Here is an 11,742-nt window from a genome sequence, read left to right on the forward strand (position 1 = left end):
CGCACGTGCCCGCGCCCGAAGGGACCGGGCGCGGGCACGTGGCGGGGGACGGGGTGAGGTCAGGCGCAGCCGTCCTGGAGCAGTCCGGCCCGCAGCCGGGCCAGGGTGCGCGAGAGCAGCCGGGAGACGTGCATCTGCGTGCAGCCCATGATCTCGCCGATCTGGGCCTGCGTCAGTTCCTCCACGTAGCGCAGATGGAGCAGCTGCCGGTCGCGTTCACCGAGCTCCACGACGAGCGGTGCGAGGGAGCCGAGGTCCTCGACGAGTTCCATCGCGGGGTCGACCGCGCCGATGAAGTCGGCGAGCACGGTCTCGCCGTCGTCGCCGTCGTCGCCGTTCATGGCGGCGTCGAGGGAGGAGGCGGTGTAGCCGTTGGAGGCCACCTGAGCCTCGACGACCTCGGCCTCCGGGATGTCCATGAGCGCCGCGAGCTCGCTCACCTTGGGGGCGCGGCCCAGCCGGGAGGACAGCTCGTCCCGGGCGCGGGCCAGCTCGACCCGGCGCTCCTGGAGGCGGCGCGGCACGTGCACGGCCCAGGTGGTGTCGCGGAAGAACCGCTTGATCTCACCGACGATGTACGGCACCGCGAAGGTCGTGAACTCGACCTCGCGCGAGATGTCGAACCGGTCGATGGCCTTGATCAGCCCGATCGTGCCGACCTGGACGATGTCCTCCATCTCGTCGCTGCGGTCGCGGAAGCGCCTGGCCGCGAACCGCACGAGCGACATGTTCATCTCGATCAGGGTGTTACGGGCGTACTGGTGTTCATGGGTGCCCTCCTCGAGCACCGTCAGGCGCTCGAGGAAGAGCTTGGACAGCCGGCGCGCGCTCGTGGGGGCCACGCTGCTCGGGTCGGTGATCTGCGGCAGTACGTCGACCTCGGGGCTCTCGACCCCGGTGCTCGTCCCGCTCACGTGGGCGATCACGGCTCCTCCTCGCACCTCTGCACCTCTACGTCATGTTCCCGTACGTTGCCCCTCGGGTACCCCCTCCTCCGCGAAGCATTCCCCCCGATCCCGGAAGAACGTGAATCGCGCCAAAGGCAGCGTAGGACCGGCCAGTAGGGGCAGACCACAGAGGGACCGATGATGCCTACGGGGTGATCGTGCGTGTACAGCATTGACCTAGACGCGGAAGGCGGGGGGATCGTGCGGCCCGCCACTGCGGACCGGCCGCTGCCCACCACCATCGGCGAGGCGCGTGACTTCGCCCGCGCCCGGCTCAGAGGCGTGGATCCGGAGCGGGTCGAGGACTGCCTGCTGGTCGTCTCCGAACTGGTCACCAACGCCTTCCGGTACGGCGGCGGGCTGGCGGCCCTCGACGTGGTGGCGGTGCCGGACGCGATCCGCGTGTCCGTCCAGGACCACAACGACCGGCTGCCGGCCACGCCGCAGCCCTCCGACCGCTTCCTGCCCGGCGGCTACGGCCTGCGCCTGGTGCGCCGGCTGGCCCGGGACTTCCGGGTGACGCTCCTGCGCGCGGGCGGCAAGGTCATCCACGTGCACCTGCCGCGCTGACGCGTCGTCACCTCCCGACGTCGTACGTGTGGACGAACGGATTGCGGAAACACGCACCGTGAGCACACCAAGGACCCGCAGCAAGGTCAGTTCGAATGCCGGGGCCCGACGACGGCCCCCAGGAGGCACACCATGACCACGGGCATCATCATCGGGGCGGTCGTCCTCGTTGTCCTGATCGTCCTCGCCGCGGCCGTCATGTCGCGGCGCGGCGGCGGCACGGGACAGCTCAGGCGCCGCTTCGGACCGGAGTACGAACGCACGGTCGCCCGGCACGACGGCGACACGGACGCGGCGCACCGGGAGTTGCAGGAGCGTGTCGACCGGCACGGCGGCCTGACCCCGGAGCCGCTGGGCGCACGTCAGGCCGAGGAGTACCGCGCCGAGTGGGCCGCCCTGCAGGAGCGGTTCGTCGACTCCCCCGCGCAGGCGGTGCAGGAGGCGTCGGAGCTGCTGGACCGGCTGGCGCACGACCGCGGCTTCCCGGAGCACACCTCGGGCGAGCAGATCGACGCCCTGTCGGTCCACCGCCCGCGGCACCTCCAGGCCTACCGCGACCTGCGCGGGGTCTCGCAACCCCGGAACGGCGGTGACCGCACCTCGGCGGACACCGAGGAACTGCGCGCTCGGTTGCTCCACGCCCGGGCGCTGTTCGACGACCTCATCGCGGTGGACAAGGAGCCCCGCACCACCTCGCGCGAGGACGGCGCAGGTGACACGGGCTCCGGCCGACGCGGCTCCCACCGCTTCCACATGCCGACCTGGAGCAGCCGATGAATCCCACGCACGAGCACCGCGACACCGACGGAACCAACGGAACCGGCGAGACCGACGGCACCGGCCGCGAGGTACGCAACGGCCCGGCCGGGGCCTCCGCCGAGCGGACCCCCGACGAGCGGACGTCCCCCACGGCCGGTGGCACCCGCGAACAGCGGTCCCCCCAGTCACCGCAGGCACCGCAGACCACGGGGAAGAAGGGCGAGGCGCCTGGCGCGCACCGGCCCGCCGGATGGTCGCGGCCCGAGGAAGCAGGCAAGCCCTCGGCGGCCGAGAACCCCGCGACGGTCGGCAAGCCCGCGTCAGCGGAGAAGTCCGGCGAGGCGGAGCGGCCCGCGGCGGCCCGGCGGCCGGCGCAGGACGGGCGGGTGCCCGCCCCCGGCGCGCCGCCGCGGGTGGACGGCGCGGTGGACAAGCTGCAGCAGCGCCTGCACCACGCGGTCGGCGGCTTCGTCGACGAGCCGCGCCACGCCGTCGAGGAGGCCGACGAGGTCCTCGGCGAGGCGACCGAACGACTGGTCGAGGAACTGCGCAGCCGGCGCGACGAACTGCGCTCGGGCTGGCGGGCCGGCGCGCAGGACGACGGCGACACCGAGCGGCTGCGCGTGGCCCTGCGGGGTTACCGCGACCTCGTCGACCGCGTCCTGCACGTCTGAGGACCGCACGACGCAGGACCGCACGACGCGAACGCCGTGGCCAGGAGACCCCCGGGTTTCCTGGCCACGGCGTTCGCATGTCCCGCGTCGCGGCTCAGTCGTCCGTGTGCCGGTACCGGGCCCAGAACGGCAGTCCGTACCAGCAGACCAGGTACCAGACCAGGACGCCGGCGACGAGCCACGGCACATAGGCGTCGTGCGTGGCGGCCCGCAGCACCAGGAGCAGCGCCGAGGTCATCGTCGCCAGCAGCAGCACGAGTCCGACGAAGGTGAGCCGCGAGGCCCAGCGCACGGCCTGCGGCTTGATGCGGCGGCCGGAGACGATCCGGTGGAAGGAGACCGGGCCGATCAGCGCCCCGGTCGCGCAGGCACCGAGCACGACCGTGACGATGTAGATCGTGTGGTCGGTGGAGCCGAGCCGCTGGTAGTGCGGCGTGAAGACGACCGTCAGCAGGAAGCCGAAGAGGATCTGCACGCCCGTCTGGGCGACCCGCACCTCCTGGATGAGCTCGCCCCACTTCCGGTCCGCGCGCTCGTCCTCGGTCTCGTCGCGCCCGTCTCCCGGGCCGGTCCGGCCGTCCGCGTCGTCCCTGGACATGGCACCCTCCCACTCCTCGGTCGTGCACGTCATAGGTGACTTACCATCAGGAACCCCCGCCGCGCGCGCCGTGCCCGGGGCACGACGAGGACGGCGACCGGGCCGGTCGCCGTCCCGCACGTGGTCCGGCCGCCCCCGGACGGGGGCGGCCGGACCACGGTGCTCACCGCCGCGCCTTGCTCCGCGACAGCAGGCTCACTCCGACAGCCGCGAGGCCGATCTGTATCAGCCACTCGATCCAGTCGACGCCGTCGGTGTCGGCGACGCCGAACCCCTGGGCGATCGCACTGCCGATGAAGGCCGCCACGATGCCGACGACGATCGTCCACAGCACTCCGATCGGCTGCCGCCCCGGCGCCACCAGACGCCCCAGCACACCGACGACCAGACCGATCACGATGGCACTGATGATGCTCGAGATCTCCATCTCCACCTCAACCCCAACCTCGTCCGGCCCCTGGCCGGAAGTGTGTTCGCACCACGCGGATACCCCGGGCCGGGCGCTCCACGCAGCGGCGCACCCCGGTGTCGCCGGGTGTGTTCCGCCCGCGACGGGGCACCCGGTGGACCGGAGCACTTGGGGCAGGGAGGCCGGTGTGGGCACGACGGTGGGTACGGGCGCGGCACGGCCCGGGACACAGGGGAGGAAGGCGATCCGCGCCGGGGCGCGGGCGGGCCTCGTGGCGCGCGGGGTCGTCTACGCGCTGCTGGGCGTGCTGGCCCTGCAGGTCGCCTTCGACGGGTCCTCGGAACAGGCCGACCGGGGCGGCGCGGTCGCCCGGCTGGCGGCGCAGCCCTTTGGCGGGTTCCTGGTCTGGGCCCTGGCGGTGGGGTTCGCCGGGATGACGCTGTGGCGCTTGTCGGAGGCCGCGTTCGGCGCGGCGGGACCGGACGGGGACAAGACCGGCAAGCGGCTGATGTCCGCGGCCCGCGCGGTCTTCTACGCCTTCGTGACGTACTCCGTGGTGACCTTCGCGGTGGACGGCTCCGCCGCGGGCGGGTCGAGCGACGAGACCTCCAAGGACGTCACCGCGCACGCCCTGGACTGGCCCATGGGCCGCTGGCTGGTGGGGGCGGCGGGTCTGGTCCTGGCCGGGGCAGGCGGGTGGATCGCGGTGCGCGCCCTGCTGCGGAAGTTCCGCAAGCACCTGCGGACGGGGGCGATGTCGCCGCAGGTCCGCAGGGTGGTCGACTTCCTCGGGGTGGCCGGAGGGGCCAGCCGGGGCGTGGTGTTCGCCGCTGCGGGCTGCTTCGTCGTCGTCGCGGCGGTGCGCTTCGACCCGGACCGGGCGAAGGGGCTGGACGACACGCTGCGCACGTTCCGGGACACCCCCGCCGGCCCGTGGCTGCTGGCCGTGGTCGCGGTGGGCCTGGGGCTGTTCGGGGTGTTCTCCTGGGCGATGGCCCGCTGGCGGAGGGTCTGAGCGGCGGCGGGCCGCAGGCGCCGGGCGTGGTTCAGCGGCCCGGGAGCTTGACCACCGTCACGAAGAAGTCGTCGATCTGGCGGACCACCTCGATGAACCGGTCGAAGTCCACCGGCTTGGTCACGTACGCGTTGGCGTGCAGCGCGTAGCTGCGCAGGATGTCCTCCTCGGCCTCGGAGGTGGTGAGGACGACGACCGGGATGGTGCACAGGTCGGCGTCGGCCTTGATCTCGGCGAGCACCTGACGGCCGTCGAAGCGGGGCAGGTTGAGGTCGAGGAGGATCAGGCCGGGACGCGGCGCGCCGGCGTGGGCGCCGCGCCGGTTCAGGAAGTCCAGGGCCTCCTCGCCGTCCCGTACGACGTGCAGGACGTTGCGGACCTTGTTCTCCTGGAACGCCTCGCGGGTCATCAGTTCGTCGCCGGGGTCGTCCTCGACGAGCAGCACGATGATCGGTTCCGGTTCCTGCAGGTTCACTCGGATCCTTCCTGCGGTGCGGGTTCCCGCTCGGCTGCTGCCGGCAGGGTGAAGCGGATGCGGGTGCCCTCCGGGTGCCGGGGTCGGGCCGGATCCGGCCCGGTCGGCCGCGCGCGGGCGGCGGTCACGGCGAGGGGTCCCAGGTGAGGTGGACCACGGCCAGGTCGTCGTCCAGGCCGCCGTGGTCGGCGGCCAGGGCCTCGGCGCGCGCGATCAGGGTGTCGACGAACTCCGAGGCGGGCAGGGTGGCGTGCTGTCTGGCCAGTGCGAGCAGGCCCTCCTCACCGAGCCGGCCCTGGTCGGTACGGCCCTCGAAGAGCCCGTCCGTGAAGAGCATCAGCGACTGGCCGGGGCGCAGTTCCAGGCGGCCCTCGGGCCACTCCCCCACGCCGGGCACCACGCCCAGCGCGGGCCCGCGGGGCGGCTCGGTGTACTCGACGGTGCCCTCCGGGGTCAGGTTGAGCAGTCCGTGGTGGCCGGCCCGCCACACCCGGGCGGTACGGCGGTCGGGGGCGAGGGTGAGGATGGTGGCGGTGGCGAAGATCTCGGGGGCGGCGCGTTCGGCCACCAGCACCTGTTCCAGCAGGGCGAGTTGCCGGGCGCCCTCGACCCCGGTCAGGACCAGGGTGCGCCAGGCGATGCGCAGTCCGACGCCGAGCGCGGCCTCGTCGGGCCCGTGCCCGGAGACGTCCCCGATGAGGGTGTGGACGACGCCCTCGGTGGTCTCCACGACGTCGTAGAAGTCCCCGCCGAGTAGGGAGTCGGCCCGGCCGGGGCGGTAACGGGGCGTGACGGTGACGTCCTTGGTGCGCAGCATGGGCAGCGGGAGCAGCCCGCGTTCCAGGCGGGCGTTCTCCTGGGCCCGCATCTGGCTGGCCCGCAGGGCGAGCGCCGCGCGTTCGGCCTGCTTGCGTTCGACGGCGTAGCGCAGCGCGCGGCCGAGGAGTTCGCCCTCGACGCGGCCCTTGACCAGGTAGTCCTGCGCCCCGGCGGAGAGCGCGGCGAGGCCGGTCCGTTCCTCGGCGAGACCGGTCAGCACGACGACGGCGGCGCGGTCGGTGAGCGACAGTGCCCGGCCGAGGGCGTCGAGACCCTGGCCGTCGGGCAGGTGCAGGTCGAGCAGGACGCAGTCGGCGGGGCGGGCGGCGAGTTCGGTGCCGGCCTCGGCCAGCGTACGCACCCAGCGCAGTTCGACGGGCACCCCGCTGTCGGCGACCAGTTCCTCGACGAGCAGCGCGTCCCCCGCGTCGTCCTCGACGAGGAGGACGGACAGCCGGCTGCGCCGGCCGTCGCCCTGTCTGGGGATGACGCCCTCGGGGGGCGTCAGCGTGTTGCCTTCCACATCGTCTCCCCACCCCTGTGGTGCCCCAGGTGGGGCGATGGGATCGTACGCGACCGGCACCCTGGCCGGATGCCCTTTGGGACAGTGCCGATCATCTTCGATCATTGCCGTTTGGCAACAGTAGTCGAACGCAACAATTGCACGGAGAGCACCCCGCCGGCCAACGTCCCCGGCGCCCGACGCACGGCGGGGAGCGCGGGCCGGACGGCTACGCCGTGTGGCTGCGGTCGCCGGGGAGCGGCCGTACGGCACCGAGGCCCGTCGCCTCGGCGGCGGAGCGGAACGCGGTCAGCCCCTCCAGCAGCGCGCGCCGGGCACGTTCGGGCATCGCCGCCACGACCGTCGCCAGTTCCTGCTCCCGGCGTTCCCGCAGCTGGGCGAGGAAGGCGGCCCCGCGCGGCGTCAGCCACAGGCACACCTCCCGGCGCGAGGTGGGGCTGGTGTCCCGGGTGAGGTACCCCACCGCCTGCAGCCGGTCGCAGAGCCGGCTCACCGCGGGCGGCGCGGCGCCAAGGACGTCGCACAGCGTCCTCAGGTTGATCCCCTCGTTGCCCTCCAGCGCGAACAACACGCGCAGTTGCGAGGGCGGTACGGGTGGGTCGCCCGCCTCCCGGCCGCGGCCCCACAGCACCTCCAGTGCCTCGACCACGGACGACGCCGCGGCCACGGCGGCGTCCCGCTGCGTTCCGGCGGTTGCGGGCAAGGGCACCTCCTCACGGCGCGCCGCCCACGGGGTACCGCGGGCGAGCGGGTAGACGAAGACAGGACAGGGCGCACCGAACGGCGCGCCACCACGCTAACCGACCCGCCCCCGGACCCAGAAGGACCGTCGCACCCCGGTGAACCGACACGCCCCGCTCGCCGCCGAACGCGCCCTGCGCGCGGCGCCGCCGCACGCCCTGCCCGCCGCCCTGGCGGAGGTCCTCCGCACGCACTGCGCCGCCCGCTCCGTGGAGATCCTGCTCGCCGACTACGGCCTGGCGGTGCTCCAGCCGGTCTCCGCGCCCGAACCCGCGGAGGCCGCCGTACCCGTCGCGGGAACGCCCGAAGGCCGGTGCTTCGGCGCCCAGGAACCGTTCGCCGAGCCGGCGGGCGACGACGGGGTGCGCCTCCACCTGCCGGTGAGCGTGCGCGGTGACCGGATCGGCGTGCTGAGCGTCGGCCTCCCCGGCGAACCCGCGCCGGAGGAGGTCCGGGACCTCGCGGAGATCGCGGAGGTCCTCGGCCACCACCTCCTCGTCGCCGACCGGGACACCGACCGCTACCTGCGCGCCCGCCGCCGGGAGCGGCTGACCCTCGCCGCGGAGGTGCAGTGGGAGCTGCTGCCCGGACGGGCGTGCGCCCGACCCGAGTACGCCCTGGGCGCCCAGCTGGAGCCCGCGTACGACATCCACGGCGACAACTTCGACTGGTCGGCCTCCGCGCGGGACCTCACGCTGACCGTCACCAACGGCATGGGAGAGGGCATCGAGGCCGCCCTGCTGACCAGCCTCACCGTGAACGCGCTGCGCAACGCCCGGCGCGCCGGCGTCCCCCTCGCCGACCAGGCGGCGCTCGCGGACCAGGCCGTCTACGCCCGGCACCGGGGGGAACGGTACGTGTCGGTCCTGCTGATGCGCTTCGACCTCGCGACCGGCGCGGCCGAGGTCGTCGAGGCCGGATCGCCACGCGTGTACCGGCTGCGCGGCTCGGCGGTGGAGACGATCGGCTTCGAGGCGCAGTTCCCCCTGGGCATGTTCGAGGACACCCCGTACGTGCCGCAGCCGTTCGAGGTGCGCTCCGGCGACCGGCTCCTGGTGGTGAGCGACGGCGTGTACGCGACCGCCTCCCCGGGCGGCGAGACGTACGGCGAACGGGCCCTGGCCCGCGCGGCCCTGGCCACCCGGCTGCTTCCGGCCGCGGACGTCCCACGGGCGATCCTGGGCGAACTGCCGGGTCACCGCGTCCTGCCGGAGGCCGAGGACGACGCGCTGATCGTGTGCCTGGACTGGCGGTGAACCGCTGGGCGGAGCTTGCCCGGTGACGGACGATGGGGAAGACTCTTGCCGAAGGGCAACTGTTTGCCCAGCCAACCTTCGTCCAGGTACGAGAGGGTGACCGGAGCGAGCCCGACGGTCCCAGACGGCCCCGGCCAAGCTCCTACCGCATCGTGACGTCTCTCCCGCCTCCGCGCTCACCAGTGGCTCGAGAGCAGGGGTCAGGCACCTCCGCTCGGATCGGGCAACGGGTGCTGCGCGCGCTGATCGAGTCCCTGACCGAGACCGCCGTCGTGGTGTGCGACCGCGCCGGGGTGATCCGTGCCGTGAACGCCGTGGTCACCTCCTGGGCCCCGCGCGCCGTGCCCGGCCGCCCGCTCGCCGGTACCGCGCCCGCGTGGCTGACGACGGCGGACGCCTCCGGGGCGTCCACCGCCCACGGCGGCGTGGGGAGCCGGCAGGTCACGGCACGCCGCGCCGACCTCCCGGGCGGGCACCACGCCTGGTACCTCACCGACGTGACGGACGCCCGCAGCGCCGACCGCGAACTGCGGCTGGCCCAGGAGAGGGCGGCGTTCCTGGCCGAGGCGTCCGCCCGGCTGCTCTCCTCGCTCAACCCGCGCGAGTGCGTGGCCGCCACGGCCGAACTGGCCGCCTCACGGCTGGCCGACGCCGCGGTGGTCGTCACCCCGCCCGACCGGCGGCGGCTGCGGCTGACCCGGGCCGTCACGGGCCGCCCCGGTGTGGAGGAGTGCGCGCCGTCCGCCGATCCCGCCGAGGTGCCGGGGCTGGCGGAGGCGCTGGCCGGGTTCCCCCCGGTGCCGTCCCGCTGGATCGACCCCGCGCAGACCCCGGACTGGGTGGTCCCCGAGGACTTCGGCGCCCCGGTGTCACTGCTGGTGACCCCGCTGCCGGGCAACGGGGTGCCGGCGGGTGCGCTCATCCTGATGCGGCGCCTCGGCGGGCCGTTCACGGTCGAGGAGGAGACCTTCGCCCGGGTCTTCGCCGCCCGGGCCGGCGCCGCGATCTGCGCGTCCGTCCTCTACACCGAACAGGCGCGCAGCGCCGCCCTGCTCCAGGAGGACCTGCTGCCGCCGCGGCTGAAGCCCATCAGGGGCACCGAGGTCGCGGGCTCCTACCGGCCGGCCCGCGAGGCGCTGCGCATCGGCGGGGACTTCTACGACGCCTACCCGGCGCTGGACTCCGACGGCGAGAGCACGGTGGTCCTGGGGGACGTGTGCGGCAAGGGCCTGGAGGCCGCCGTCCTCACCGGCAAGATCCGCAACACCCTCAGTGCCCTGCGCCTGGTCGAGACCGACCACGTGCGGCTGCTGACGCTGCTCAACCACGCGCTCCTCAACACCGCGCACGCGCGGTTCGCGACCATGGTGCTGGCGGGTGTCACCCCGCTCGGACACGGCCAGGTGCGGCTGCGGCTCACCGCGGGCGGCCACCCGGCCCCGCTCATCCTGCGGGCCTCCGGCGAGGTGGAGGAGGCCGACACGACGGGCACGCTGATCGGCGCGGTGCCCGACGTACGGGCCACGACCTTCACCACGGTGCTGCAGCCCGGGGAGAGCTGCCTGCTCTACTCGGACGGCGTCACCGAGGCCCGCGGCGGGGTGACGGGCCGTGAGTTCTTCGGCTCGGAACGCCTGAAGACGACCATGGCCGGGTGTGTCGGCATGCCCGTGGAGGCCCTGGTCGAGCACGTGGAGATGCGCACCACCGAATGGCTCGCCGACCGCCCCCACGACGACATCGCGCTGGTCGGCATGGCCGCCCCGCGCGACACCCATGGCGACGCGGACCCCGGCTCCCGCCGCCCCGCGGGGTCCTGAGTCCCACGGGACCAGCACCGCCGGCCGGATGCTGCACCCGCCGGTCGCTGCTGACGGTGGCCGTCGTCCCGGGCGTTCGGCGTCGGCCGGATTCCTCGACGGGCGCGGCGCGCGCCGTGAGTTCGGCGGCCCTCCCGGGCACGCGTGCCGCGAGGGCGCGGTCCGGCCCGCGTGATCCGCCGCGGGCCCCACGCGACGACGGGGACCGGTCCGGGCCCGCCGCGGACTCCGGCGCGGCCCCGGCCGCGCACCGTGACCGGTCATACTGGTGTCATGACCAGCGCGGCGAGGCAGAGAGCGAGATCCGGCGCATGACGCAGTCCCCCGCCCGGCAGACCGCGCCGGCGGCCGAGGAGCCGCGTCTGACGGTGGACGAGCTCGCGGCACGGTCCGGTACGACGGTCCGCACGATCCGCTTCTACAGCGCCAAGGGCCTGCTGCCGCCGCCGGAACTGGGCACCCGCCGCGTCGGTCTGTACGGGCCGGACCACCTCGCCCGTCTGGCGCTGATCGAGGAGCTGCAGCGGCAGGGGCTGACGCTGGCCGCGATCGGCCGCTACCTGGACCAGCTGCCCGCCGACATCACCCCCGAGGACCTCGCGCTGCACCGGGCGCTGGTGGCGACGTGGATGCCGGACGCCGCGGAGGAGCTGGCCCGCGACAGGCTGGAGCAGCGGGCGGGGCGGCCGCTGAGCGGTCATGACCTGGACCGGCTCGCGGCCATGGGCGTCCTGCACCCCACCGGGGACCCCGGTGTGCTGCTGGTGAACCCGGCCCTGCTGCACCTGGGCGTGCGCCTGCTGGACGTGCCGATCCCGCTGGAGACGCTGCTCGCCACCCGGGAGATCGTGCTGAAGCACGCCCGCGCGGTCGCCCACGAGCTGCACCGGCTCTTCCAGCAGGAGGTGTGGCAGCCGTACGTGGCCGGACGCCCGGCGCCGGAGGAGCGGGCCCGGATGCGCAGGCTCACCGACGACCTGCAGCCGATGGTCGTCCAGGCCCTGGTCACCGCCTTCCAGCGGTCGCTCGCCGAGGAACTGCGGGCCACGGCCGCCGGGCTCGGCGACCGGGGGCGCGGCGAGGACTGAGACGACGGTGCCGCGGTCCCCGGGAACGGGGGGCCGCGGCACCGTCGT

At 74.2% G+C, this 11,742-nt stretch carries 13 protein-coding genes; 7 read left to right on the plus strand and 6 right to left on the minus strand.

Going from position 1 to position 11,742, the window contains the following annotated elements; translation table 11 throughout:
* Positions 1-59 precede the first annotated feature (59 nt).
* A complete protein-coding gene (locus PV350_RS11650; RefSeq protein WP_499515615.1) occupies positions 60-926 on the minus strand; it encodes a SigB/SigF/SigG family RNA polymerase sigma factor in 867 nt (288 codons plus the stop codon).
* Between the two features lie 222 nt (positions 927-1,148).
* On the opposite strand from PV350_RS11650, the gene PV350_RS11655 reads away from it, so the two are divergent.
* The 3 genes from PV350_RS11655 to PV350_RS11665 all read left to right on the plus strand — a co-directional run bounded on the left by PV350_RS11655 (position 1,149) and on the right by PV350_RS11665 (position 2,950).
* Positions 1,149-1,517, plus strand: a complete 369-nt coding sequence (locus tag PV350_RS11655) for an ATP-binding protein (protein WP_499515614.1) — start codon at positions 1,149-1,151, stop codon at positions 1,515-1,517.
* Positions 1,518-1,649: 132 nt separating this feature from the next.
* On the plus strand, positions 1,650-2,294 hold the full coding sequence (locus PV350_RS11660; RefSeq protein ID WP_500333592.1) for a hypothetical protein: 645 nt from the start codon (positions 1,650-1,652) through the stop codon (positions 2,292-2,294).
* Positions 2,291-2,950 (plus strand): hypothetical protein, encoded by a 660-nt coding sequence (locus PV350_RS11665; RefSeq protein WP_500333594.1) that lies wholly within the window; start codon positions 2,291-2,293, stop codon positions 2,948-2,950. Before PV350_RS11660 ends, PV350_RS11665 begins: the two co-directional genes overlap by 4 nt.
* Before the next feature lie 94 nt (positions 2,951-3,044).
* On the opposite strand, the gene PV350_RS11670 is transcribed toward PV350_RS11665, so the two are convergent.
* Positions 3,045-3,548 carry a DUF6328 family protein gene (locus PV350_RS11670; RefSeq protein ID WP_499515611.1) on the minus strand — a complete coding sequence of 168 codons (504 nt, stop codon included), beginning with the start codon at positions 3,546-3,548 and terminating at the stop codon, positions 3,045-3,047.
* Between the two features lie 163 nt (positions 3,549-3,711).
* Positions 3,712-3,975 carry a GlsB/YeaQ/YmgE family stress response membrane protein gene (locus tag PV350_RS11675; protein WP_499517014.1) on the minus strand — a complete coding sequence of 88 codons (264 nt, stop codon included), beginning with the start codon at positions 3,973-3,975 and terminating at the stop codon, positions 3,712-3,714.
* 169 nt (positions 3,976-4,144) lie between these two features.
* On the opposite strand from PV350_RS11675, the gene PV350_RS11680 reads away from it, so the two are divergent.
* Positions 4,145-4,972, plus strand: coding sequence for a DUF1206 domain-containing protein (locus PV350_RS11680; protein WP_499515610.1), 828 nt, complete (start codon positions 4,145-4,147; stop codon positions 4,970-4,972).
* 31 nt (positions 4,973-5,003) lie between these two features.
* Here the strand turns inward: PV350_RS11680 and PV350_RS11685 are convergent, their stop codons facing one another.
* The 3 genes from PV350_RS11685 to PV350_RS11695 form a co-directional block, all read right to left on the minus strand.
* Positions 5,004-5,441, minus strand: coding sequence for a response regulator (locus tag PV350_RS11685; RefSeq protein WP_499517013.1), 438 nt, complete (start codon positions 5,439-5,441; stop codon positions 5,004-5,006).
* A gap of 130 nt (positions 5,442-5,571) precedes the next feature.
* The gene (locus tag PV350_RS11690; protein WP_499515609.1) at positions 5,572-6,789 is read right to left on the minus strand and encodes a PP2C family protein-serine/threonine phosphatase; all 1,218 of its coding nucleotides are present in this window, start codon (positions 6,787-6,789) and stop codon (positions 5,572-5,574) included.
* Between the two features lie 208 nt (positions 6,790-6,997).
* Positions 6,998-7,492, minus strand: coding sequence for a MarR family winged helix-turn-helix transcriptional regulator (locus PV350_RS11695; protein WP_499515608.1), 495 nt, complete (start codon positions 7,490-7,492; stop codon positions 6,998-7,000).
* Between the two features lie 136 nt (positions 7,493-7,628).
* On the opposite strand from PV350_RS11695, the gene PV350_RS11700 reads away from it, so the two are divergent.
* The 3 genes from PV350_RS11700 to PV350_RS11710 all read left to right on the plus strand — a co-directional run bounded on the left by PV350_RS11700 (position 7,629) and on the right by PV350_RS11710 (position 11,694).
* Entirely contained in the window at positions 7,629-8,786 is a 1,158-nt protein-coding gene (locus PV350_RS11700; protein ID WP_499515607.1) for a PP2C family protein-serine/threonine phosphatase, read from the plus strand.
* A gap of 230 nt (positions 8,787-9,016) precedes the next feature.
* Positions 9,017-10,606 carry a PP2C family protein-serine/threonine phosphatase gene (locus PV350_RS11705; RefSeq protein WP_499515606.1) on the plus strand — a complete coding sequence of 530 codons (1,590 nt, stop codon included), beginning with the start codon at positions 9,017-9,019 and terminating at the stop codon, positions 10,604-10,606.
* Between the two features lie 311 nt (positions 10,607-10,917).
* Positions 10,918-11,694, plus strand: coding sequence for a MerR family transcriptional regulator (locus tag PV350_RS11710; RefSeq protein WP_499515605.1), 777 nt, complete (start codon positions 10,918-10,920; stop codon positions 11,692-11,694).
* The last annotated feature ends 48 nt before the right edge of the window (positions 11,695-11,742 follow it).

Source organism: Streptomyces sp. PA03-6a, from assembly GCF_033792765.1.
GTDB lineage: Bacteria > Actinomycetota > Actinomycetes > Streptomycetales > Streptomycetaceae > Actinacidiphila.